Annotated in this window: 23 protein-coding genes; 14 read left to right on the plus strand and 9 right to left on the minus strand. The window is 71.3% G+C overall.

Translation table 11 applies throughout. The features are described 5' to 3' along the window. Window positions 1-14: 14 nt before the first annotated feature. The 4 genes from P1V51_03355 to P1V51_03370 form a co-directional block, all read right to left on the minus strand. Window positions 15-1,268 (minus strand): FtsX-like permease family protein, encoded by a 1,254-nt coding sequence (locus P1V51_03355; GenBank protein MDF1562050.1) that lies wholly within the window; start codon window positions 1,266-1,268, stop codon window positions 15-17. A gap of 9 nt (window positions 1,269-1,277) precedes the next feature. After that, window positions 1,278-2,492 carry an ABC transporter permease gene (locus P1V51_03360; protein MDF1562051.1) on the minus strand — a complete coding sequence of 405 codons (1,215 nt, stop codon included), beginning with the start codon at window positions 2,490-2,492 and terminating at the stop codon, window positions 1,278-1,280. Between the two features lie 19 nt (window positions 2,493-2,511). Then, the gene (locus tag P1V51_03365; GenBank protein ID MDF1562052.1) at window positions 2,512-3,306 is read right to left on the minus strand and encodes an outer membrane lipoprotein-sorting protein; all 795 of its coding nucleotides are present in this window, start codon (window positions 3,304-3,306) and stop codon (window positions 2,512-2,514) included. Between the two features lie 67 nt (window positions 3,307-3,373). Beyond that, on the minus strand, window positions 3,374-4,048 hold the full coding sequence (locus P1V51_03370; protein ID MDF1562053.1) for a helix-turn-helix domain containing protein: 675 nt from the start codon (window positions 4,046-4,048) through the stop codon (window positions 3,374-3,376). Between the two features lie 147 nt (window positions 4,049-4,195). On the opposite strand from P1V51_03370, the gene P1V51_03375 reads away from it, so the two are divergent. The 4 genes from P1V51_03375 (at window position 4,196) to P1V51_03390 (ending at window position 7,894) form a co-directional block, all read left to right on the plus strand. Beyond that, window positions 4,196-4,603: a hypothetical protein gene (locus tag P1V51_03375; protein MDF1562054.1), complete on the plus strand. Its 408-nt coding sequence runs from the start codon at window positions 4,196-4,198 to the stop codon at window positions 4,601-4,603. A gap of 68 nt (window positions 4,604-4,671) precedes the next feature. Beyond that, a complete protein-coding gene (locus tag P1V51_03380; protein ID MDF1562055.1) occupies window positions 4,672-5,367 on the plus strand; it encodes a hypothetical protein in 696 nt (231 codons plus the stop codon). A gap of 71 nt (window positions 5,368-5,438) precedes the next feature. Then, a complete protein-coding gene (locus P1V51_03385) occupies window positions 5,439-6,812 on the plus strand; it encodes an alkaline phosphatase family protein (GenBank protein MDF1562056.1) in 1,374 nt (457 codons plus the stop codon). A 95-nt stretch (window positions 6,813-6,907) separates the two neighbouring features. Then, window positions 6,908-7,894 (plus strand): response regulator, encoded by a 987-nt coding sequence (locus tag P1V51_03390; GenBank protein ID MDF1562057.1) that lies wholly within the window; start codon window positions 6,908-6,910, stop codon window positions 7,892-7,894. Window positions 7,895-7,904: 10 nt separating this feature from the next. On the opposite strand, the gene rlmD is transcribed toward P1V51_03390, so the two are convergent. Further along, on the minus strand, window positions 7,905-9,287 hold the full coding sequence (gene rlmD, locus P1V51_03395) for a 23S rRNA (uracil(1939)-C(5))-methyltransferase RlmD (protein ID MDF1562058.1): 1,383 nt from the start codon (window positions 9,285-9,287) through the stop codon (window positions 7,905-7,907). A gap of 263 nt (window positions 9,288-9,550) precedes the next feature. On the opposite strand from rlmD, the gene P1V51_03400 reads away from it, so the two are divergent. Together P1V51_03400 and P1V51_03405 are read left to right on the plus strand one after the other, a co-directional pair. Continuing rightward, window positions 9,551-9,697: a hypothetical protein gene (locus P1V51_03400; GenBank protein ID MDF1562059.1), complete on the plus strand. Its 147-nt coding sequence runs from the start codon at window positions 9,551-9,553 to the stop codon at window positions 9,695-9,697. Window positions 9,698-9,851: 154 nt separating this feature from the next. Further along, window positions 9,852-10,514 carry a hypothetical protein gene (locus P1V51_03405; GenBank protein MDF1562060.1) on the plus strand — a complete coding sequence of 221 codons (663 nt, stop codon included), beginning with the start codon at window positions 9,852-9,854 and terminating at the stop codon, window positions 10,512-10,514. 377 nt (window positions 10,515-10,891) lie between these two features. Here P1V51_03405 and P1V51_03410 read toward each other — a convergent pair whose 3' ends face one another. Further along, window positions 10,892-11,785, minus strand: a complete 894-nt coding sequence (locus tag P1V51_03410) for a hypothetical protein (protein ID MDF1562061.1) — start codon at window positions 11,783-11,785, stop codon at window positions 10,892-10,894. A gap of 31 nt (window positions 11,786-11,816) precedes the next feature. Here P1V51_03410 and P1V51_03415 point away from each other — a divergent pair, with 31 nt between their 5' ends. From P1V51_03415 to P1V51_03430, 4 genes are read left to right on the plus strand one after another with little or no spacing between them, the layout of a single operon-like run. Continuing rightward, complete coding sequence (locus P1V51_03415; GenBank protein ID MDF1562062.1) at window positions 11,817-13,307, plus strand: hypothetical protein; 1,491 nt, start codon at window positions 11,817-11,819, stop codon at window positions 13,305-13,307. Further along, the gene (locus P1V51_03420; protein MDF1562063.1) at window positions 13,304-14,509 is read left to right on the plus strand and encodes a DUF1343 domain-containing protein; all 1,206 of its coding nucleotides are present in this window, start codon (window positions 13,304-13,306) and stop codon (window positions 14,507-14,509) included. Before P1V51_03415 ends, P1V51_03420 begins: the two co-directional genes overlap by 4 nt. A gap of 7 nt (window positions 14,510-14,516) precedes the next feature. Continuing rightward, window positions 14,517-15,761: a hybrid sensor histidine kinase/response regulator gene (locus P1V51_03425; protein ID MDF1562064.1), complete on the plus strand. Its 1,245-nt coding sequence runs from the start codon at window positions 14,517-14,519 to the stop codon at window positions 15,759-15,761. Next, a complete protein-coding gene (locus P1V51_03430; protein ID MDF1562065.1) occupies window positions 15,754-16,323 on the plus strand; it encodes a nicotinate-nicotinamide nucleotide adenylyltransferase in 570 nt (189 codons plus the stop codon). The genes P1V51_03425 and P1V51_03430 overlap by 8 nt, the downstream gene beginning before the upstream one ends. Here the strand turns inward: P1V51_03430 and P1V51_03435 are convergent, their stop codons facing one another. Beyond that, window positions 16,324-17,184, minus strand: a complete 861-nt coding sequence (locus tag P1V51_03435; GenBank protein MDF1562066.1) for a DUF2520 domain-containing protein — start codon at window positions 17,182-17,184, stop codon at window positions 16,324-16,326. Then, a complete protein-coding gene (locus tag P1V51_03440; GenBank protein MDF1562067.1) occupies window positions 17,181-19,688 on the minus strand; it encodes an ATP-dependent Clp protease ATP-binding subunit in 2,508 nt (835 codons plus the stop codon). The genes P1V51_03435 and P1V51_03440 overlap by 4 nt, the downstream gene beginning before the upstream one ends. Before the next feature lie 176 nt (window positions 19,689-19,864). Here P1V51_03440 and udk point away from each other — a divergent pair, with 176 nt between their 5' ends. After that, window positions 19,865-20,482, plus strand: coding sequence for a uridine kinase (gene udk, locus P1V51_03445; protein MDF1562068.1), 618 nt, complete (start codon window positions 19,865-19,867; stop codon window positions 20,480-20,482). 1 nt (window position 20,483) lies between these two features. Here the strand turns inward: udk and P1V51_03450 are convergent, their stop codons facing one another. After that, window positions 20,484-21,494, minus strand: a complete 1,011-nt coding sequence (locus P1V51_03450) for a tetratricopeptide repeat protein (GenBank protein ID MDF1562069.1) — start codon at window positions 21,492-21,494, stop codon at window positions 20,484-20,486. 79 nt (window positions 21,495-21,573) lie between these two features. Between P1V51_03450 and P1V51_03455 the strand changes: the two genes are divergently transcribed. The 3 genes from P1V51_03455 to P1V51_03465 form a co-directional block, all read left to right on the plus strand. After that, window positions 21,574-21,993: a hypothetical protein gene (locus tag P1V51_03455; protein ID MDF1562070.1), complete on the plus strand. Its 420-nt coding sequence runs from the start codon at window positions 21,574-21,576 to the stop codon at window positions 21,991-21,993. Continuing rightward, window positions 21,990-22,364 (plus strand): chemotaxis protein CheW, encoded by a 375-nt coding sequence (locus P1V51_03460; GenBank protein MDF1562071.1) that lies wholly within the window; start codon window positions 21,990-21,992, stop codon window positions 22,362-22,364. The genes P1V51_03455 and P1V51_03460 overlap by 4 nt, the downstream gene beginning before the upstream one ends. A gap of 224 nt (window positions 22,365-22,588) precedes the next feature. Beyond that, window positions 22,589-23,185: response regulator (locus tag P1V51_03465; protein MDF1562072.1), on the plus strand; the 597-nt coding region annotated here is incomplete at its 3' end.

Genomic DNA, 23,185 nt, shown 5'->3' on the forward strand with positions numbered 1-23,185 from the left:
TCGACTCCTTGGGATCAGACGAGGGTGATGGTCTCGACGGGCTCCACCTTCACGGCCTTCCAGGCCGGGTAGAGCCCCGAGAGGAGGGTGGCGGCCATGGCGATGACGATGATGGCGAGCATGCTCTCCGGGTAGAGCCCGATCTTGAGGATCGGGCTGAAGCCCACCCCCGCGATGTCCATCTGCTGTCCGCTGCTGGCGTAGACCTCGGTCAGATCGACGCCGGTGGTGGCCAGGTAGTAGTAGGGCCAGGCGGTGATGGCGAAGCCCAGGGCGACGCCGACGAAGCCCAGCCAGAGGCTCTCCAGCATCACCAGGGAGAAGAGCTTGCTGGGCTGGAAGCCCACCGCGACCAGGATGCCGAACTCGCGCATCCGCTCCATCACGCTCACGAAGAGGGTGTTGAAGATGCCCGCGGCGCAGAGCAGCAGGATCAGCATCGAGAAGAAGGTCCCGCCCCCCTTCTTCATCGCGATGAAGGAGTCGAGGTCGGGCTGGCTCTGGCGCCAGGTGAGCGCGACGCTGCCGTCGTCGAGGGTGGCGGCCACCTCCTCCACGAGCCGCCCGCTCTCGCGCTGGCTCTCGAGGAAGACCGCGATCTGCACCGCCTCGTCCGCGTCGTAGCCGAGCGTGCCGCGCACCGCGTCCAGGGGCAGGAAGCAGAGGCCGAGGTCGACGGCCGGGGAGCCGGTCCGCACCAGGCCCGAGACCCGGGCCAGCCCCGAGACGATCTCCCCGTTCTTCGCGGTGAGGGTGTAGACCACCTTGTCACCCATCTCGGCGCCGAGGTTGTTGGCCAGGCGCTCACCGAGGATGATCCCCTTGTCCTTCGAGCTCTGGAAGAGCTCACCCTCGCGGAGGGCCTCGAGGATCGAGAGGGTCTCGGTGCTCTCCACCGCCGGGTCGTAGGCGATGAAGCCCGCCCCGTAGCTCTCGGTGGTGGTCGAGAGCATGGTCTGCCCGACGATGCGGGGGAGGGCCCGCTTGACGCCGTCGATCTCGGTGATGGCCTTCACCTTGGCGGCGGTCGCCGGCACGGTCCGGTTCAGGGCCGGCTTGTCGTGGTAGTCGGGGTGCTGCACCGTGATGTGGCCGCCGCCGATCCGGGCGGCCGTGTTGATCACGTCCTCCCAGCTCTTGTCGTTCATGCCGATCATGATCGCTGCGAGGAAGCAGGCGAAGGCGATGGCGAAGGCGGTGATGATGGTCCGGCGCCGGTGACGCCAGAGGTTCTTCCAGGCCATGGAGGCCAGCTTGAAGATGCCCATGGTGCCCTCCTACTGGTGCCGCATCGCTGCGACGGGTTGGATCACCGCGGCCTTGAGGGCGGGGTAGAAGACCGCCATCGAGACCACGAAGAGGGTCATGAAGATCGGGCCCTTGAAGATCTCGGGCGTGACGTCCGCGTACCAGGTCTCCATCATGGCCAGGCCCATCATGTCGGTGCCGGCCAGGGCGCCCATGTCGATGCCCGTGTTCGCCAGGTAGTAGAGCACCGGCGCTATCAAGAGCAGCCCGACGCAGACCGAGATGGTCACCTGGATGAAGGACTCGACGTAGATGAGCTTCATCACCCCGCTGGGCGCGATGCCGAGGGCCTTGAGCACGCCGAACTCCTTGATGCGCTCGAAGACCGACATCAGCATCGCGTTCAGGATGACGATGCCGATGGCCACGTTCACGATGAAGAACATGATGTTGATCATCCCGGTGACCGACTCGAGCATCGAGGCCAGGGTGGGGTTGAGCTCCTTCCAGCTCTGCACGTCCTGACCCGGAGCGGCCTCGACCGCGGCGGCCTTCACCGCGTCGGTGTCCAGGACGTGCGGGCGCTTGATGATGATCTGGTGGGCGCCACCTTCGTAGACGAGGAGCTCCCGGAAGAGGTCCTCGCTCATGAAGACGCCCGCCCGGTCGATCTCGGCCCCGACCCCCTTGAGGATGCCCTGCACGGTGAGCAGGTCGTTGGCCATGCTGCCGTCGGTGGCCTGGGAGAGGACGATCATCTCGTCCCCCACGCCGACGCCGAGGGTGTGGGCCAGCTTGCGGCCGATGACCACGCCCTTGGGCACGTCGGCGGCCAGCCAGCTCCCGTGGTGGACCTGGGAGGCGAGGGCGAGGACCTTCGGATCCCGGACGAGATCGACCCCCTTGAAGAGGGCGCCCGAGGAGGCCTCACCGGCGGCCACCAGGCCCGCGCCGTTGAGGCGGGGTGCGGCGGCCAGCTCCTTCGCGTCCAGGCGCTCCAGGATGCCCGCGGTGTCCTCGATGTCCGTGTAGATGGAGGGGCGGTCCTGGTAGCCCTCGGCGAAGATCTGGGCGGCCCCCAGCTCGAAATCCAGGGAGTCGGACTCCAGCTGGATCAGCATCCCGGCGACCATCCCGGAGTAGCCGATGGTGATGAAGACCGCGATGGTCATCGCCGCCACCGTCACCAGCGTGCGTCGCTTGTTTCGCCAGATGTTGCGCCAGGCCATCTTGAAGGTGCTCATGGCGTCTCCTTTCGGCGGGTCAGCGCTTCAGGGCCTGCAGGGAGAAGGTGCGGTCGGGGATGTCCACGTCGAAGACGATCTCCTTGAAGATCACCTCGGTGTACTCCTCGGGCTTGTCGGCGACCTTCAGGGTCATCACGGTGGGCAGCTTGCGGCCGCCCATCTCCTTGACCTCGGAGTAGGTCATCGTGCGCACCAGCTCACCCTTCTCGTCGAAGAACTCGGCCTTGGTGATGAGCTCGCTGGGCTGATCGACGAAGATCCGCACCTTGCCCCAGACCACCGCCGCGTTCTCGTTGGGCTTGCAGTCGATGACGTACTCCGCCACCCCGTGGCCCTCGGCGACCTTCTCCGGGTGGGAGACGTAGGCGCAGGCGAAGTCGTCGGTGTAGCGGGACTCCTTCACCAGGTCGTCGTTGGTGAAGTGGCTGCCCATCCAAGAGCCGGACATCATCGAGGCGGGCACCTTGATGGTGCGGTCGACCTTCGGGAGGTAGTTCCAGATGTTGTCCTCGACCTTCAGGGTCGTGGTGCCCTTCTCCTTGGCGGGGGAGAGGATCTTCATCAGGGTCTTCTCGGTCCCCTTGGAGGCCACCTCCATCTCGAGGTTGCGCTCCCAGTGCTTGGTCTTGATGTGCATGACCATCACGCCCTGGCTCGACTCGCCCCGGCTGACGTCGTCCGCCTTCTTCAGCAGCGTGTCGATGTCCGGGACCTCGGCCCGGGCCGGGGCGGCGAGGAGCACGAGGGCGCCGAGCGCGACGGCGAGGCCGAGGCGGCGGCCCGGAGCCGGGTGGGGGAATGTCCTCTTCATGTTGTTCTCCTTCGGGATGATCTCAGGTCGGGCCGGACGCCCTCGGTCTGATGTTTCGGATGCTCTTTCAGTCCGCTCCACTGGATCGATGAGCGATGCCATCGACCAGGATGTCGGCGAGCAGGTGAGCGAAGCGACGGTGCTCGATGCCGCCGCGCACCCGCTCGTCCATGATGAAGTTGGCGGAGTAGGCGATGGCCATGAGCGCCTGGCCTCGCTCTCCGAGCTCGGCGCCGGTGAAGCGCGCGTCGCCCGCGGCCTCGGCGATCATCTGATCGATGAAGGCGTGCTGCTGCTGGACGAAGAAGTCGCCCAGGGAGGGATCGATCTCCTCGAGGGCGATGAGCACCTCTCGGTCGCCGCGCATCAGCGAGGAGGTCAGGGGCATCTGATCGACGATCTCGAAGACCATCCCCAGCCAGGTGCGCAGGCGCTGCTCTCCCGGTTGCTCCTGATCGAGGAGCGGGGCCAGCCGCTCCACGAAGCCCTGCTTCTCCGAGGCGATGGCGTGGACGAGCAGCTCCGCCTTGTTCTTGAAGTAGGTGTAGACCGTGCCCTTGGCCACGTGCGACTCGCGGGCGATCTCGTCCACGCTCGTCCGGCGGTAGCCGTGGCGCAGGAAGAGGCCGGTCGAGGCCTCGATGATCCGCTGCCGCTTGCGCAGCTGGCCCTCCGAGAGCCCCGCCGGAGAGAGCATCTCCTGGAGGATCCGGAGGGCGTCCTGGAACTCGGGGCGTTGCATAATGACCAATTTAGCTCAAACGGTCATTTTGTCATCCGGTTCGAGACGAAATTTGAAAAGCATCTGAAAAGACAGGCTTTTTCTGTGGGGTGCCTTGACCGGAGACGCATCGTCCTTACCCATGGGGGACCAAAGGAGGCTCTACACATGAGCGAGATCAAGGCGGGTTGGAGCAAGGTCGGTGAGCAGTTCAAGGAGCTCGGGAACAAGCTCCGGGAGCACTACGACGGGCCCTCCGCCAGTGAGGGCGTCGAGGCCGCGACCGAGGGGGCGAAGGAGGCCGCCAAGAGCGCCGAGGCGAAGGCGAAGGAGGTCGTGGACAAGCTGGCCGCCGCCGTCGATCGGATCGCCGACACGGTGCGCGAGGCCGCGAAGGACCCCGAGCTGAAGGCCGAGGGCAAGGCCGCGGCCAGCTCCGTGGTCGACGCGCTGGCGGTCACCTTCGAGGAGCTCGGCGAGGAGTTCAAGGGCCTGGTCGAGCAGCTCAAGGCCAAGAGCGCGGGCCCGGCCAGCGAGGCCGAGGTCGAGGCCGAGGTCGTCGACGAGGAGGAGTAGGCTCCCCCCGCTGGAGGCCTGGCCGCCCGCATGAGGTAGACTCCTCCTCGATGATCGAGGGAGGAGCCATGCGACACCTCGCATTCGCGGTGATCGTTACCTGCACCCTGCTCGTCGCCGGCTGCGGCGGCGGGGGAGGGGGAGGAGACGAGGACGGGGGAGACTGCGTCCCCACCGCCATCTGCCGGACGGGCGAGGTGAAGGTGGAGGGCGCCTGCGCCGACTGCCGCACGGCCGACGACGGCTGCGGGGGCGTGCTGCAGTGCGGACCGGATCCCACCTGCGTGACGCCCTGCCCCGAGGGGGAGTACCAGGTCTTCGGTGCCTGTACCGACGCCGAGACCTGCCTCGAGCGGACGGCCTGTGGCCAGAGCGTGATCTGCCGGAGCGTGGAGGTCTGCCTGGGAGAGGAGAGCTGCCCCGACGGCGGCTTCCTCCTCGACGCCTGCAACGGCCTGCCCAACTGTCTGCCCTACAACGTCTGTGGGGTCGTGCGGTACTGCCCCACCCTCAGCGGCTGCGAGCAGCAGGCCTGCAGCGAGGGTGAGTCGCCGACGGTGCTGGCCTGCTCCGATCCCTCGATCGAGCTGCCCTGCCGGGAGGTGAGCGCCTGCGCCACCACGGTCTCCTGCGTCTGCGCCGCGGCCGCGAATCAGTGCCGCCTCGACGAGTACTTCGACACCAGCCCCTGCACGCCGGGGGAGGAGTGCCGCGAGCTCGTCGTCTGCGGCCAGACCATCTACTGCAAGGGCCAGTCGGTCTGAGCGAGCGTGGCCGCTCTCTCGATGGGTGTGCGCGCTGGCGGCGGTGCGAGGATCGGTCCTACGATGCTCTGGTGAAGAAAAAGCCCGTCCTCCTGCTCCTCGCCCTCTTCCTCGCTGGCCTCGTGCCGGGCACCGGCGCCGCGCTGGAGGAGGACCGGAAGCTCGACCCGCCGAAGGTCATCCTCATCGGCCTCGACGCCGTCTCGCTGAACATCGTGGAGCCCCTGGCGGCGGCCGGCGCGCTGCCGACCCTCGATCGCCTGATGAAGGAGGGCGCCACCGGTGACCACCGCTCGATCTGGCCGCTGCGCACGCCGCAGGTCTGGACCACCCTGGTCACCGGGAAGTACCCGGGCCAGCACGGGATCTGGGACCACTACTCGGACACCAAGTACAGCCCCCCGGAGTTCCGGAAGAAGAAGCGCACCCGCCTGACCACGGAGAACCGGCGCTCCAAGGCGCTCTGGAACATCCTCGACGACGCGGGGATCCAGGTGATGTCGGTCGGCTGGATCGCCTCCTGGCCGGCCGAGAAGCTCGAGCACGGCGTGATGCTGGCCCCGCCGGTGCGCATCGATCCGGCCAAGCAGGTGAGCATCAAGGGGTCGTTCTGGCGCGACGTGGGGCAGCAGGTGCAGCCCAAGAGCCTCTGGCCGAGGGTGAAGGAGACCATCGTCGAGGGGTCGGATCTCTCGGACGAGGACCTGAAGGCCTTCGCCGACGTCCCGCCCGCGGGCAGCCCGATCCTCTCGCTCCCCTACATCAAGAACTACGTGCGGGCGCTGCGGTGGAGCGTGGCGCGCGCCCGGAGCGTCGAGGCGCTGACCCTGGGCTTCCAGGCGGAGGTCCGGCCGGAGCTCCTCCTCTTCTACTTCCAGTGCTCCGACTCCCTCCTGCACCGCTTCTGGATCTTCCAGAAGCCGGAGGCCGAGATCGTCGAGCGCCTCGACACCCACGGGATCCCCACGAAGCACGCGGCCGAGCTGAAGGCGCGCTTCGGCCGGGTCGTGCAGGCCTGCTACGAGGACATGGACGCCCGGATCGGCCGCATCCTCGAGGCCACCCGGGGCGAGGAGACCCTGGTCCTCGTCGTCTCCGACCACGGCTTCGGCGAGGCCCCCTTCCCCCACCCCCGCAAGACCGAGCCCTACGGGGGCAACCACCGGGACGACGGCCTGCTGATCGCGGCGGCGCCCTGGATCGAGAAGGGGAGCCGCCTCCCCCAGACCCACGTCCTGGACCTGGCGCCGACCCTGCTGCACCTCTTCGGGCAGCCCCTGGCGAAGGACATGCCCGGGAAGGTCCTCGGGGAGCTCCTCTCCCCCGAGGCGAAGGCCAGGGAGCCCCGCACGATCCCCAGCTACGAGAAGAAGCCGCAGACCAAGATCCCCTACCGCGACGGCTGGCCGGCCCGCCGCTTCCGGCCCCTCGCCGAGGATCGCTAGGCGGGGCCCGTCCCCGGCCGGCGGGGAGGCCGCGGCGATTGTTGTGATCGTCTCGAGGGAGGGGAGCGTAACTCTCCACTGAGAGGTCCAATTCGATGCTGCAGCTCCTCTTCGACGACAAGTACGCCCTCTGGAGCGACCTGATCCACCGGGGGTCCGATCGGCTCTTCCTCGCGACGGAGGACACGCCGGAGATCGGCTCCCGGGTCCCGCTGGAGATCCGGGCGAAGGCCGGCGGGCTGCCGATCCGGTTGAACGTCGAGGTCGTGGCGCGCCGTCCCCGCAGCCGGCGCTTCCAGGCGGGCTGCTACATCCGCCTCGACGGAGAGAGCCTGGACAAGTGCCGGCGCTTCCTGGGGCTCGAGCCGCCCGGCGCCGCCTACCAGCGCGCCCGGCGCTCGGCGCGGGTCCACACCGAGGTGCGGGTCCGGGTCGAGACCCCCGCGGGCGAGAAGAGGGGGACCACCCGCAACCTCTCCAGCACCGGGGCCTTCCTCGTCGTGCCGGCGTCCCTGAACCCCGGGGAGCGGTTGCAGCTCGTGCTCGAGCTCCCCGACGGAGAGGTCGAGGTGGAGGCGGACGTGCAGTGGGGCTCCAAGAACGGCCACAACGCCATCGGCGTGAGGTTCGTCGCGCTCTCGGTCGCCGACCGCACGCGGATCGAGGCCCACGTCCTGCGGACCCTCACCCTCCTGCGGCAGGGGGCCGTGAAGGGGCCCGCCCCGGTGGTCGTCGCCGACGACGATCCGGCCATCATCGATCTGCTCGTCACGGCGCTCTCCCGGCACGACTTCGAGGTCTACGAGGCCCGCACCGGACCGGACGCCCTCTCCCTGATCCGGCAGCTGCACCCCCGGGTGGTGCTCCTCGACATCCTCATGCCCGGCCTCGACGGGGTGGACATCTGCAAGACCCTGCGCAGCGACGGCGAGCTCTTCGCGGTGCCGGTCATCTTCATCTCCGCCCTGGAGGAGGAGGCCCTGGAGCGGGTCGCCGACGAGGCCGGGGCCTCGGACTTCCTCTCCAAGCCCCTGGTGCTCGCCGACCTCCTCAACATGGTGGGCGAGTACCTGCGGGGCTGAGGGGGCGCGCCTAGAGCAGGCTCTCGTCGATCGGCGCGTCGGGGTCGAGGCGCAGCAGGGCGATGGTCTCGACGTGCCAGGTCTGGGGGAAGAGGTCGACGGGCTGCAGGCTCTCGAGGCGGTATCCGAGCCCGAAGAGCCACTTCAGATCGGGCGCCAGGGTGGTGGGGTTGCAGGAGACGTAGAGGATCGTCGGCGCGCGGCTGCGGCCCAGGCGCCGCATCACCTTCCCGCCGGCCCCGGAGCGGGGCGGATCGAGGAGGACCAGATCCGGCTGGCCCATCTCCTCGAGGACCAGCGGCAGGGTGCGGCGGGCGTCGCCGGCGTGGAAGGAGGTGTTGGTGAGGCCGGCGCGCTCGGCGTTCTTCTTAGCCGCCTCGATGGCCTCCGGCACGATCTCCACGCCCCAGACCTGCTTCGCCTGGCGAGCGAGAGGCAGGGAGAAGGCGCCGACCCCGCAGAAGACGTCGAGGACGGTCTCGCTGCCCTCGAGGGCGGCCAGCTCGACGGTCCTGCCCACCAGCACCTCGGCGGCGCCCGAGTTGGTCTGGAAGAAGGTGGGCAGGTAGAGGGCGTAGCGGTGCCCGGCCAGGGTCTCGAAGATGTGGTCGCGGCCGTGGAGCACGTGGATGGCGCTGGCGGCGACGACGTCCGACTGGCTGTCGTTCTCGACGTGCAGCACGCTCTGGAGGCCGGGCACCTCCTCGAGGAGGGCCGCGACCAGGGCCTCGGCCTCGGGCAGCGTGCCGGGCTCCGTGACGAGGGCGACCAGGCGCTCCCCCGTCCCCTGGCCCTCTCGCACGACCAGGTGCCGCAGGTAGCCCTCGTGGCGCTTCTTGTCGTAGCCCGGCAGGGCCAGGCGCTTCACGTACGCGCGCACCACGGCCAGCACGTCGGCGACGAAGCTGCCGGCCAGCAGGCAGTCCTCGATCTCGATCACCTCGTGGAAGAAGCCCCGGGGATGGAGGCCGAGGGTCCCGTCCCGGTCGAAGGCGAACTCCATCTTGTTGCGGTAGTGGAGCGCCTCGGGCGAGCCGAGGATCGGCGCCACCGGCGGGTCGGGGATGCCGGCCTGGTGCACGAAGGCGTCGCGCACGATGGCCTCCTTGGCCTCGAGCTGGGCGCCGTAGGCGAGGTGCTGCCAGGCGCAGCCGCCGCAGCGGCCGAAGACGGGGCAGGGGGCCTCCTGCCGCCCGGGCCCCGGGACGAGCACCTCCTCGATCTCGGCCTCGAGGTGTCGCCGCTTCTTCTTCTTCACCTTCACCTTCAGGCGGTCACCCACCGCGGCGTTGGGGACGAAGACGACGATGCCCTCGTGACGGCCGACGCCGCGGCCGCCATGGGAGAGGCGCTCGATGGTGAGCTCGAAGGAGGGAGGTGCGGGAGTGGACATGCGTTGCCCGGGTATCACGATCCGGGGCAGGTCTGACACGATCGCCTCGGTTCTTTCTTCTCGGCCCCTCACCCGCCGGGAGCGGGGGCCTCGAGGCGAAAGAGGGGCAAGCCTCTGGAAACACGGAGGAATAGGAGCGGTGCTCCCGGTTGTTCCCCCGGCGAGGCACGTGATCCCTGTCACTTGGATCGCTCCTCGCAAAGCAAGAGGGCGTGGGCCGACGGCAGGTCCCCGATATCCCGAAGAAGGAGAAGACCATGCGAATGCTCGTCGAATGTGACCGCTGCTCTCACCGCTTCATCATGCGTTGCCCCACCGGCGTGGGAGGTCTGATGCGCGTCGCCTGCCCGCAGTGCCGCGAGACCATGGTCCTGCTCGTTCACGAAGAACAGCGCGAGACCGCCGCCTGATCGAAAGGCCGACGGCCGTCGTAAGGGTCCAGGTGGGAGCCTGGAAACGGGGTGGCGCCAGGGGCGCCACCTCGGATAACCATGCGACGCTGACGTCGGCCGATGCCGGGCCGACCCGTTCCGAGACATCACCCGCTGGCGGGGAGGCCCGAAGATGAAGCGACGATTGCTCACGACCCTGGTGACCGTGCTGACCCTCGGCGGGGCCGCGCCGGTGCTGGCCGCCGACGCGCCCCCTCCGGTGAGGGGAGGCAGCCCCGGCTCCGTCTCGGCGACCAAGCCCGCGGACGCCAGCGGGAAGGACCAGCGCGCCGACCTGAAGAAGAAGTTCCGGGCCCCGGTGGCGAGCGGCAAGATGGGCATCCGGCCCATGCTCGGCGCCTGGGGCGAGCTGGACGTGAACAACGAGCGTGGCTGCTGCGGGGTCGAGGGCAACAAGTTCGTCTTCGGCGCCGACCTGCACCTCGGGGAGCCCACCGGCCTCGGCTACGGGGTGGGCCTGCACCTGGGGGCCGGGCAGGGCGACTTCGTGGTGCAGCCGAACATCGAGGCGACCTACCGCTTCGACCTGGCGATGGGGCTGCCCCTGGTGCCCTGGGCGGGCGGCGGCCTGAGCCTGAAGATGGCCCTGACCGACCGCTTCGAGTTCGCCCTCACCTTCCGCGGCGTCTTCGGCTTCGAGTACTACCTGACCGACAAGGTCGCGGTGGCCATGCAGCTCACCCTGCCGGACCTCGGTCCGCTCTTCCTGCCCACCTACGACAGCACGGTGGTGGGCACGGTGGAGGGGACCCTGGGTGTCCACATCCGTCTCTAGGGCCGTCCTCCTCCTGCTGCTGCTGACCAGCGCCTGTCCCCGGGAGCCCGAGCGGACGGCGCTGCCGCCCCGCAGCGTGGAGCCCGCCGACGACCTCGAGGAGGCCCGAGCGGCGCTGGACCAGGGAGAGATCTCGCGGGCGGTCCACCTGCTGGGGGAGCACTACAGCCGCTCCCCGGAGCAGGAGGTGCCGCGCTACCTCCTCGACGCGGAGATCGCCACGGCGCAGGGCCACCCCGACCGGGCGGCGCTCCTCCTGCGGCAGGCGGCCGAGAAGGATCCGGTGCGGGTGGCCTCCGACGCCCGGGCGATCGCCGGGCTGCTCGAGACGCTGGCGTCGGGCGAGTGCCGGGCGCGCCTGGACGCGGCCCGGGCCCTCACTCTGGCGAAGGTGGAGGCGGCGCGTCCGCTGCTGGAGCGGGCGGCGAAGGAGCCGCTGCCTCCGGCGGTGGAGGAGCGCTGTCCCCTGCCGGCGCTGGCGAGGCAGGCGCTCCGGGTGCTGGCGGGGGAGGGGGAGCTACCGCCCCTCGGGGAAGCACCACGGGCTCCCATCGCCGCGCCATCTTCGAAAGGCGCGCCCCTACCGCCACCTTTCCCGCGAGCTCGGTCCGGAGCTCCTCGCTCAGAGTGAGGCTCTTGGTGCCGCCCCCGTCGAGCTGCAGCTCGAGGGTGGTGCGCTCGCCCACCTCGCCCATCCCGTTGCCGGTGGTGGGGAGCTGCTGGTTGCGGATGGCGTAGACGGTGCCCGTCCACTCCTCGAGGTAGAGCGCCATGCGCGAGGGCAGGAAGGTCCGCGGCTGCAGGCCGGCCTCCTCCACGTCGGTGCGCTCCTCGAGCTCGCTGGCCTCGATCAGCCGCGGGTTCCACTCGGCCTCCACCTTCCGGAGGTACTGCCCCACCGAGAGGCTCTGGCGGTAGCCGTCGCTCACCCGCCGCTCGATGATCATCCCCGTGTGATCGAGGATCACCGCCGGGCCGTCCGGGGGGAGGTCGACGACCACGCCCTGGAAGGCCTCCAGGAAGCGGTTGAGCACCGGCGAGGCGAGCATCAGGCCGCCGCAGAGGGCGATGAGGTAGAGGTAGGTGTGCCCCTGGCCTCGCTTGAAGGCGCGGGCCGCCGCGGCCAGCTCGGCGTCGTCCTCCAGGCCGCCATCGGGGCTCGTCTCGAGCTGCTCCGGATCGCTCACCGGGGCACTGTACGACAGATCCTCCCGGGTCGCCGCCCGGATCGCCGCCTGAGTCATCTGCAGGTCCTCTCGCGTCGGTGTCATCGGCCCCGGCTTTCTGGAATAGTGGGGCGCCATGAACCTCCGACACCACACTCCGGGCTTCGTTCCCCTCCTCCTCACGCTGCTGCTGACGGCCTGTCCAGCGGCCCAGCCGAAGGACGAGGCGCCGGTGGCCGCGGTCGACCCGCTGCGCACCGCGGAGATGATCCAGCTGCGCGACCAGATGGAGGTCGCCCGGCTGCGCACCCGGATCGCCCAGCTCCAGGCCGAGCTCGAGGGGCAGGCCGGGGGCGGGGAGGCCTGGGCGGTGATCTCGGTCTCCCTCCTCCAGCTGCGCTCCGACGCCGACGCGGCCTGGAACCGGATGAAGGAGGTCGTCTCGGTGCTGGGAAACACGGGGGGCGCCAGCTACTGGGCGCACCTGGGCATGGCCGAGGTCTACCTGATCTGGGAGCTGCCGGATCAGGCCCGGGGTGAGGTCGAGGCGGCCCTCGCCCTCTACCCGGCGACCGCGCCCGCCCTCGAGCGGCAGGGCCGGATCGCCCTGGCCCGAAAGAAGGACGAGGAGGCCCGCGCCGCCTTCACGGCCGCCTGGAGCGCCGGGGGGGCGAAGGGCGCGCCCTTCGCGGGGCTGGAGCTCGCCCGGCTGGAGCGCGAGGCGGACGGCCCCGCCGCGCTGGCGCGGGTACAGGAGGTCCTCGCCGCGCACCCCGAGCTGATCGAGGTCCTCGTGCTGGCCGCCGAGCTCTCCGAGGACGGCCCGGAGAAGACGGCCCTGCTCCAGCGGGCGGTGGAGCGGGCCCCCGAGAGCGGAGAGCTGGCGGGTGCGCTGGCCGGCGCGCTCGAGGGGGAGGGAAAGGACACCGAGGCCCTGGCCGCCTGGCATGCCTCGGCGAAGACCCACCCGGCGGACCTCGAGGCGTGGCGCGCGGTCGCCCGGCTGGCCCGCCAGGCCGAGGACGAGGCCATCGAGCGCGAGAGCCTCGAGAAGATCGCCGAGCTCGATCCCAACGAGACCGCGGCCCTGGTCCGGCTCGCCGAGCTGAAGGGGGCGATCGGGGACCTCGAGGGCGCCGAGGCGGCCTGGACCGAGATCCTCACCCGCAAGGCCGACGACGGCGGCGGGCACCTCGCCCGGGGCAAGGTGCGAGAGGCTCGCGAGGACTACCGGACGGCCATGGCGGACTACCGCGAGGCCCGGACCCTGGGGCACGCCGAGGCCGAGGCCTCGGTGCAGAGCCTCGCCGGGCGGATCGGCCTGCCCGCGAAGGCCCTCCAGGGGAAGAGCCCGGATCAGGTCTACGGGCGCGTCGCCCGGGTGCTCGGCAAGGCCTACGGGGCGCGCCTGAAGGAGACGCCGGAGCTGGGCGGCACCCTCTCGATCCAGGTCTGGGTGGAGAAGGGCGCCGTCGCCGAGGCCAACGTGGTCGAGAACAGCCTGCACGATCCGCTGATGGAGGCCCTGGCCTACTGGCTGGTCTTCGACGCGGCCTTCCCCACCGAGAAGGGGCGCAAGGAGTACACGCTGCCCTTCACCTTCGACCCCGCCGACTACAAGCCATGAGCCGGGTCCTCACCGGCGCCGATCGACTCGCGGCCGAGGGGGCCGCTCGCCTGCGGGGCCAGCGCGTGGGGCTGGTCTGCAACCAGAGCACGGTGATCCACCCCTCGCTCGAGCACCTCGCCGACCTGCTCCACGCCGCGCAGGGGGTCGAGCTCGCCGCCCTCTTCGCGCCCGAGCACGGGCTGCGGGGCGAGGCCCAGGACATGGAGTCGGTCGGCTCGACCCGCGATCCGGTCACCGGCCTGCCGGTGCACTCCCTCTACGGCAGCGACGAGGACTCCCTCGCGCCGCGGGCCGAGGACCTCGAGGGCCTCGACCGGCTGGTCTTCGACGTGCAGGACATCGGCACCCGCTACTACACCTTCGCCGCCACCCTCCTGCTCTGCATGCGCCGGGCGGCGCCCCTGGGGCTGCCGGTGCTCGTCCTCGACCGCCCCAACCCCCTCGGGGGTGGGCAGGTGCGGGGAGGAACCGTCGCGCCGGGCTTCGAGAGCTTCGTCGGGCTCTATCCGGTCCCCGTGCGGCACGGCCTCTCGGTGGGGGAGCTCGCCCTCTGGCTGCAGCGCGAGCTGGTCCCGGAGTGCGAGCTGGAGGTGCTCTTCTGCGAGGGGTGGCGCCGCGCCGACTACTTCGACGCGACGGGCCTGACCTTCGTGCCGCCCTCGCCGAACATGCCCACCCTCGACACCGCCATCGTCTACCCCGGGCAGTGTCTGATCGAGGGGACCGAGCTCTCCGAGGGGCGGGGCACCACCCGGCCCTTCGAGCTCTTCGGGGCGCCGGGCCTCGACGGTCATCGTCTCCACGCCGCCCTCCGCTCGGAAGGGGGGCCGGCGGGCCGCGCGACCCTCGAGGGGGCGGTGCTGCGGGAGGCCAGCTTCCGGCCGATGTTCCAGAAGCACGCGGGCCGGACCTGCGGGGGGCTCTTCCTCCACGTGACCGATCGTGAGCGCTTCGACCCCTTCCGCTTCGGCCTCCACCTGATCCACACCGTCGCCACCTGCTTCCCCGAGGTCTTCGCCTGGCGGGAGAAGGCCTACGAGTTCGTGGAGGAGATCCCGGCCATCGACCTGCTCACCGGCTCGGCGGCCTTCCGCGAGGCGGTGGAGGCGGGGAGGGCCCTCGACGCGATCTTCGCCGAGCAGGAGGAGGCCGAGGCCGCCTTCCGCTCGGCAAGGGAAGCCTTCTTGCACTATTCCTAGAGGGGCGATGGCTTCACCTCCTTCCAGCGAGCCCGAGCACCCCTCTCCGCCGGAGCGGAGGGAGGACCGCGACCGGGTGCTGGTCGCCGAGGACAACGATCTCCTCGGAGAGCACGTGAGCCGGATCCTCTCTCCCTACTGGGAGGTCATCCTCTGCCGGAACGGCGAGCAGGCCTGGCGGACGACGAGGGAGCAGCTGCCGGACCTCGTCCTCTCCGACGTGATGATGCCGGGGATGGACGGCATAGAGCTCTGCGAGCACATCAAGCAGGACCCGGCGACCCGGGAGATCCCGGTGGTCCTGGTGACGGCGCTGGGGGAGATCGAGGATCGCCTCCGGGGCTTCGACGCCGGCGCCGACGAGTACGTCACCAAGCCCTTCGCCGCGCGGGAGCTGGTCGCCCGGCTCCGGGTGCTCCTCGAGCTGCGCCGGGCCAAGCGACGCCTCGAGAAGCACACCGAGAGTCTGGAGCGGCTGGTGGACGCGCAGGTCGGACACATCCTGGAGCAGAACCAGAAGCTCACCCGGGCGAACCGCCAGATGGAGGACTTCCTGGCGGTGGCCGCCCACGACCTGCGCTCTCCGCTCGTCTCCATCAGCGGCTTCGTCGATCTGCTGCGCGGGTACCTCGGGGATCCCATCCCGGAGGAGGTGAGCGAGGCCCTCGGCCGGATCGACGTGAACATCGACTGGATGGCCAACCTCACCGCTCGCTTGCTCTCCCTCTCCACCGTCCACACGGCTCGCGACGAGCGCCGGATGGTGGAGCTCGCCGTCCTCTTCGAGAGCGTCGCCCTTCGCACGCACGAGACCGTGGCCCGCGCGGGGGGATCGCTCTCGATCGAGGCGACCGATCGCCAGATCCCCGGCGATCCGGTCCACCTGGAGGAGGCCCTGGTCAACCTGATCGAGAACGCCACCAAGTACCGTAGCCCTCGGCGCCCCCTCCAGGTCAGCCTGCGGGTGCTGGACGACCCTCCGGGCGACTCGTCCTTCGCGGAGATCGTGGTCGAGGACAACGGCCGCGGGATCCCTCCCGCGCACCGGGAGCGGGTCTTCGAGCCCCTGGTCCGCCTCGAGACCGGGGTGGGGCAGGGCGCCGGCTTCGGCCTCCACATCGTGCGTCGGGTCGCCGAGACGGCGGGCGGCCGGGTGTGGATCGAGGGGGAGGAGGGCGAGGGGATCCGGGTCCACCTGCGACTCCCCACCCAGCTCGTCCCGGAGGGAGAGGAGGGGCCGCGCGATGGCTGAGGTCGCCCTCTTCGGGGGCTCCTTCGACCCCCCCCACCTCGGGCACGCCTACGTGATCACCACGGTGCTGGCCCGCGAACCGGTGGAGGCGGTCTGGCTGCTGCCCACCCACTCCCACGCCTTCGGCAAGCGGCTGGCCGACTTCGAGCTGCGCCGGCAGATGTGCGAGGCCCTGGCCTCGATCTTCGGCGGGCGGGTGCGGGTCGATCCCATCGAGGCCGAGCTGGCCGCGGCGGCCGGCAGCGAGGCTCACGCCTCTCGCACCGTCGAGACCGTGGCGGCGCTCAAGGAGCGGTACCCCGAGCTCGACCTCGCCTGGGTGATCGGCTCGGACCTGGTGGACGAGGTGCCGACCTGGAGGGAGCCCGAGCGGCTCCGCTCCCTCTGCCGCTTCGTGGTGGTGGACCGGGCGGGGCACGGCGCCGGTGAGGGGGTGCCGATCCCCGACGTCAGCTCCACCGAGGTGCGGGCCCGGCTCGCCGCGGGCCAGAGCGTGGATCACCTGGTCCCGGCCCGGGTCGCGAAGCTGGCCGGGGCGGCGGCCCACTACCGCCGCGGCTGATCAGCGCCGCCCGGCCAGGCGCCGGCTGCGGGCGATGAGCAGCTCGTAGACCTTCCGCAGGTCGGCCGGCAGGCCCCGCAGGGCCTCCCGGTGAGCGGCGAGGACGGCCTCGTCGCCCCGGGCCACCGGCCCGGTCAGGGCGCGCGCTGGATCTCCCTCCCGCTCGATCGCCTCGAGGACGCCCCGGGAGAGGGCGAGCAGCCCCGAGAGGGCGTCGTCGCGGGAGAGCCCCGCCCCGGCCGCCAGCTCGAGGGAGGCATCCATGAGCGCGCAGAGGTTCCCGGCGGCGTTCACCGCGGCGGCGTGGTAGCGCGCCCGGGCCCGGGGGCCCCCCGCGAGGGTGGCGGTGCGCAGGGAGAGCGCGCCGGCCAGCGCCTCCAGGAGGGGCAGGGCCTCCGCCTCGCCCTCGAGCACGGCGAGGGTGCCCGGCAGCCGGGCGAGGTCCTCGGCGGGATCGACGAAGGCCCGCAGGGGGTGGAGCGAGCCCACCGCCGCGCCCTCCCGGGCGCAGGGCTCGAGCACCGAGAGGTCGAGGGCACCGGCGCAGTGGGCCACGGTCTGCCCCGGGCCGATCCGCCCGCGCTCGGCCAGGCGGCGCGCCAGGGAGCCGAGGGCGTCGTCGCCGGCGCAGAGGAGCACGAGGTCCGCCTTGCGGATCCCGGGCGGCAGCTCCCCGCCGCTGCAGGGGCCGTGGGTGAGCCCCCGGAGGAGGCGGCGGGTCTGGCGGGCCCGGGCCTCGCCGCGGTTCCAGGTGCCGGCGAGGCGGAAGCCGCCCGCGCCGCGGGCGAGCGCCAGCGCCAGGGTCCGACCGAGTCGACCGGCGCCCACGACGAAGACGCCGCGCGGCCCGGCCGGGCTCATCGCGCGACGCCGACCTGCGGGGGAAGGCAGTCGAAGCGCAGCTCGTCGCGCTCGCTCACCGCGATGGTGATCGTGAGCCCCCGCTCGATCTCGCCCCGGAGGATCCGGTCGGCCAGGGGCGCCTCGACCAGGCGCTGGATGGTCTGCCGCATGGGCCGGGCGCCGAGCTCGACGTCGTAGCCGCCGTGCTCGAGGAGGTGGGTGATGACCTCCTCGCCGGCCTCGAAGACGATCTCCCGCTCGGCCGCCAGCTTGCGGCTGCTCTCCTCGAGGAGGAGGCGGGCGACGGAGCGCACCTCGACGGGGGTGAGGGGTGAGAAGGTGAGGCGCTCGTCGATGCGGTTCCAGAGCTCGGGGGGCAGGGACTTGCGCGCCAGCTCCAGGGCCCGGCTCTGGTTCTCGGCCTGACCCTCGTCGGCGTTCGCCCCGAAGCCCACCCGGCCGCCGCTCTTGGCGAAGGCGGAGGCGCCGAGGTTGGAGGTGAGCAGCACGACGGTGTGGGTGAAGGAGACCTGCCGGCCGCGGCCGTCGGTGAGGTGACCCTCGTCGAGGACCTGGAGCAGGAGCTGGAGCACGTCCCGGTGGGCCTTCTCGATCTCGTCGAGGAGGAGGACGCAGAAGGGGCGGCGGCGGACGGCCTCGGTGAGCTGGCCGCCCTCCTCGTGGCCGACGTAGCCCGGGGGGGAGCCGATGAGGCGCGCCACCGTGTTCGGCTCGCCGAACTCGCTCATGTCCACCCGCACCAGGGCCTCGGGGCCTCCGTAGAGGAAGTCGGCCAGGGCCTTGGCGAGCTCGGTCTTGCCCACGCCGGTGGGGCCGAGGAGGAGGAAGGAGCCCATCGGGCGGTGGGAGTCGAAGCCGGCGTAGTTGCGCCGCACGACCTCCGCGACCCGCTGCAGCACCTCGCGGTGGCCGATGATGCGCTTGCCGAGGGCCTCCTCCATCTCGAGGAGGCGCTCCTGATCGGTGAGGAGGAGGCGCTCCTCCGGGACCCGCGCCGTCTGGGAGATCACCCGGGCGATGTGCTCGGGGGTGACCTCCTCGTCGCCCTGCCGGCGGGCCCGGGAGCCCGCCAGGTCGATGACGGCGATGGCCTTGTCGGGGAGGCAGCGGTCACTGACGTAGCGCTCGGCCAGGCGGGCAGCGGTCTCGAGGGCCTCGCGGCGATAGGGCACGCGGTGGTGGGCCTCGTAGCGCTCGATGATGCCCTCGAGGATCTTGCAGGTGTCCTCGACGCTCGGCTCGGGGACCTGCACCGGCGTGAAGCGCCGCTCGAGGGCGGCGTCCGACTCGATGAACTTGCGGTACTCGTCGTGGGTGGTGGCCCCGATGCAGGGGAACTCGCCGCGCGAGAGGGCGGCCTTCAGCTCGTTGGCCGCGTCCTGGGGGCCGTCGCCGGTGGCCCCGGCGCCGATGAGGGTGTGGATCTCGTCGATGAAGACGATGACCCGGCCCCCCGAGAGGCGCACCTCGTCCTTGATGCCGTTGAGCTTCTCCGAGAAGGAGCCCCGCAGGTGGGTGCCGGCGAGGATCGAGGCCATGTCGAGCTCGATGATGATCTTCTCGCCGATGGGGCCGGCGCGTGCGCCGAGCTCGAGGGCGGAGAGGGCGAGGCCCTCGACGATGGCGGTCTTGCCGACGCCCGGCTCGCCGACGAGCACCGGGTTGTTGGTGCGGCGCTTGCCGAGGATGTCGATGACCTCCTCGACCTCCTTCTCGCGGCCGACCAGGGGATCGAAGGCGCCCTGGTGGGCGAGGCTGGTGAGGTTCCGGCCCAGGCTGGTCAGCCAGGGGTACTGCTCGGGGTCCAGCTCGTGGGGGCCGGAGAGCTCCTCTTCGGGCTCGGGAGGGAGGTGGGCCTCCTCCAGGGGCTCGGGCTCGGCGCGGGCCTGGCCCTGCGCCTCGGCCCGGCGCTCCTCCTCGGACTGCGTGGCCGGCTGGTCCCAGCGGCGGCGGCTCGGCTGCGGCCCCGGACCCGGCTCGACGGTGTGGGCCGAGGACTGGGGGGCCGGCTGGGCGCTGCCTCGCTTGCCCGGGAAGCGTCCCCGCTCGGGGGTGCGCCGCGGTGGGCGCGGCGGTGGATCGACCCGGTAGCGGCGGGGGAGGGTGCCGGTGAGGAGGCTCATCGCCTGGTTGCGGGTGGCGACGATGTCCAGGCCCGCGCGGGCGAGCACCCGGTGGGCGGCGATCTCGCGGGTGCGCAGGAAGGCCACCAGCAGGTGGAGGCAGCCGGCCTCCCGGCTGTTCATCTGCCGGGCCAGGGTGTGGGCCCGCGAGACGAGGTCGTCGATGATCTCCTGACCCTCGCCGACCACCCGCTTCACGGCCTCGAGGACCCGGTCCTCGTCCACCCCGCGCTCGCGCAGGAGGATCTCCGCGGGGTTGGGCACGGTGAAGAGCGCCAGCAGCACGTGGGTGCTGGAGAGGGTCTGGCCCACGTTGTGGGCGATGTCCGTGGCCTCTTCTAGGACCAGCTCGAGATCTGGGGAGTTGCGCGTTCGCATGTTCGTGAGGATTCGCGACCGGAACGCCTCACCCGATCACTCGCCACCGTCCGGCGGAGGCGCGCGAAGTATGGCATGGGGATCGGGTGGCAGCAACGCGCCCTTCCGGGGCCGGATCCGGGGCCTCGGCGCCTCCTGCGTCGTCAGCCGGGACCGGATGCGGTAGAAGCCGCGCCATGTCCGTGCTCACCATTGGCATCGCTGGCGGAACCGCCTCTGGCAAGTCCACTGTCGCCCGGCGCATCGCCGTGGCCCTCGCCGGTCACCCGGTGGTCTTCCTCGATCAGGACGCCTACTACCGGGAGCTCGATCACCTCTCGGAGGAGGAGCGGGCGAAGATCAACTTCGACCACCCGGACGCCTTCGACGTCGAGCTCCTCGTCGAGCACATCCGCTCCCTCAGGGAGGGGAGGGGGGTCGAGAAGCCGGTCTACTCCTTCACCCACCACACGCGCACCGAGGAGACCATCCCCCTCGAGCCCGGCCCGGTGGTGGTGGTGGAGGGGATCCTCGTCCTCTCCCTCCCGCCGGTGCGCGAGCTGCTCGACCTGAAGATCTACGTCGACACCGACGACGACGTGCGCGTCGCCCGCCGGATCGAGCGCGACGTCCGCGAGCGCGGCCGGACCTTGAGCGGCGTCATCGAGCAGTACTTCGACACGGTCCGCCCCATGCACTGGAGCTTCGTCGAGCCCTCGAAGCGCTACGCCGACGTGATCATCCCCCACGGCGGGCACTCCGACGCCGCGGTGGGGATGGTGGTCGACACCATCCGCGCCCGCCTGGACCGCTGACCTACTGCTCGATCGCGGCCGGGTAGAGCTGGATCGGGGAGGGGGTGTGCCGGGGGCGGCCGCTCTTGGCGATCGCCCGGCGCAGGGTGCGCTGGAGGTTCTTCACCAGGGCCTCCAGGCTGCCCGAGCCGCGCTCGAGGTTGCGGCGGAAGAGGGCGATGGTCTGGCCCTCGCCGGTCTCCCGGAGATCCCAGAGCGCCAGCGGCGAGAGGGGGCCCAGGCGCCCCCGAGGAGGCAGAGCCTCGACGACGATCTCGAAGCGGCGGATCCGCGACTTCCAGGCCGGGGCGAGCTGCTCGATCGCGCGCTCCACGGCTCCCTCGAAGGTCCGCGTGGTCGAGAGGAAGGGGGTGGGGAAGGTCTCCGGATCGAGGCGGCGGGCGCGCTCGGCGTGGCGGAGCGCCTCGTCGGACTCCCCGAGGTGCTCGGCGATCAGGCCGAGGTACCAGTGAGCCAGGGCCTCGTCGGGCTCCAGGGCGAGGGCGAGGTCGAAGCACTCGGCGGCGGCCTCCAGGGCGCCGAGCTCGAAGTGGGCCATGCCCCGCTGGAGGTGGAGGTCGGTGTTCTCCTCGGCGTCGAAGCCGGCGAGGCGCACGACGGCCTCCGCCGGGCGGCCGAGGCTGGTCAGCGCCCGGGCGCAGGTCAGCGCGAACTCCAGGGTCAGCCCCTCGTCCTCCTTGCGGGCGGCGAGGGTGCCCCCGAGCTCGCCGAGCGCCAGCGCCTCCTCCAGGGCCGGAGCGTCGGTCGAGAGCTCACCGGTGAGGAGGTCGCAGAGGCCGAGGAGGAGCTCGGGATCACCGGGGGCCAGGGTCAGGCCCTCGTGGAAGGCCCGATCGGCGGCCCGCGGCTGCCCGAGGGCGGCCAGGGAGGCCGCCAGGTAGTGGTGGGCCGGGACGGAGTCGGGGGAGAGGGCGACCGCCGTCGCCGCCGCATCCCGGGCGCGTTCGAAGTCCTGCTCGGCGTAGGCCGAGGCGGCCATCCGCAAGGTGTTCCGCAAGGTGGGTCGGCTCATCGCAGCGAGCCTATCCGACGGATCGACCCTTGCCGAATTTGTGGCCGCTCCTGGGGGGGGAACGTGGTAGGGGTCGGGCATGGGACTGCACGCTGGGAGGTCTCGGAGGGGCGGGCGCGAGGCGCAGGGCGTGCTCTACGCCATCCTCCGCTGCGGCAAGTTCCGCTGCGCCCTCGAGGCCCAGCAGGTGGAGGGCTTCGACGCCGCCGCCGAGGGGGAGCCCGTCCTGCCGCTGGCCGAGCGGCTCGGCCTGCCCAGCCTCCTCCCCGAGGGGAGGCTCGCCGAGCACGTGCACCTCGTCGGGGGAGGGCTGCCGCTCCTGGTCGACGAGGTCGAGACCATCCTCAACCCGGGGAGCGCGACGGTGATGGAGCTGCCGACCCTCACCCGCCTCTCCCGGCCCGTCTTCCGGGGGGTCCTCTGCCTGGAGGACGGCGCGATCCTCCCGGTGCTCGACGTCGAGGTGTTGCGGGCGATGGACGCGGAGGTGCGGGGGTGATCGAGCGGGTGCTCCTGGTGCGCGCGGGCGCCGACCGCTTCGGGATCCCGCTCTCCCTCTCCCTCGGGGTGGTGGACGCGCAGGTCACGCCGCTGCCCTGCACCGCGCAGGAGCAGGCCGGCCTGCTCCTCCACGAGGGGAGCCTCTTCCCGGTCTTCGATCCGGCCCCGCTCCTGGAGCTCCACTCGCCCCTCCTGACCGGCGCGATCGCCGTCCTCCTCGAGGTCGCCGGCGAGCCCCTGGCGCTCCTCTGCGACGGGGTGGAGGGGACGGCCCCCCTCGATCCGCAGACGGGTCTCACCGAGGGCGGGCTGGCCCCCATCGACCTGCCCGCGGCCTTCCCCGAGCTCTCGGCCGGCGGCGGCCGCTGAGGCCTCCGCCGCCGCTCGGGTCATCCGATCGTAACCTGCCAGGAATTCAGGCTTTTGGACCGGAAACGGGCCCGTCAGCTTGTTGACACCCTCCTGGAACGCGAGTACGGTCGCCGAGCGTTTTTTTGGTCGGATTCCCTTTGCATTTACCGTGTTTGGAGGCTGCCGTGGGGCCTCGAGACCGTGGCCTGACCCGGGTGGGGTAGGCCCAAGGAGCGTCAAGGATGTCCAGGATCCTGCTCGTGGCAGACGACAGCAAGACCATGCAGAAGGTGGTTCAGATCACCTTCGACCGCACCGACTACGAGGTGGTCGTCGTCGACGATGGGAACGCGGCGGTGCAGAAGGCGCGCGAGGTGCAGCCCGCCGTGGTCCTCCTCGACGCGGTGATGCCTGGTCTGAGCGGCTACGATGCCTGCCAGACCCTCAAGCAGGATCCGGCCACCGCTGGCTCCAAGGTCCTCTTGCTCGCCGGCACCCACGAGCCCTTCGACGAGGGGCGGGCGACCGCCTCCGGGGCCGACGGCTTCATCACCAAGCCCTTCGAGACCCAGGCGCTGATCGACAAGGTCAACCTGCTCGTGACGGGCGCCAAGGGCGAGCCGATGCCGAGCGCGATTCCCGGCATGGCTGCCCGCCCGGTGGTTCCGGCGCCGGCGCCCGTGCCTCCGGCCGCCCCGGCCCCGGCCCCGGCTCCGGCGGCGCCGACCTTCTCGCCCACGCCGGCAGCACCGGCTCCCGCTCCGGCGGCCCCGGCTGCGCCGAGCTTCGCGCCGACGCCGGCCGCCCCCCCGGCGGCTCCGGTCCCGGCCCCCGCCGCC

This window comes from Deltaproteobacteria bacterium (genome assembly GCA_029210625.1).
Classification (GTDB): domain Bacteria; phylum Myxococcota; class Myxococcia; order SLRQ01; family SLRQ01; genus JARGFU01.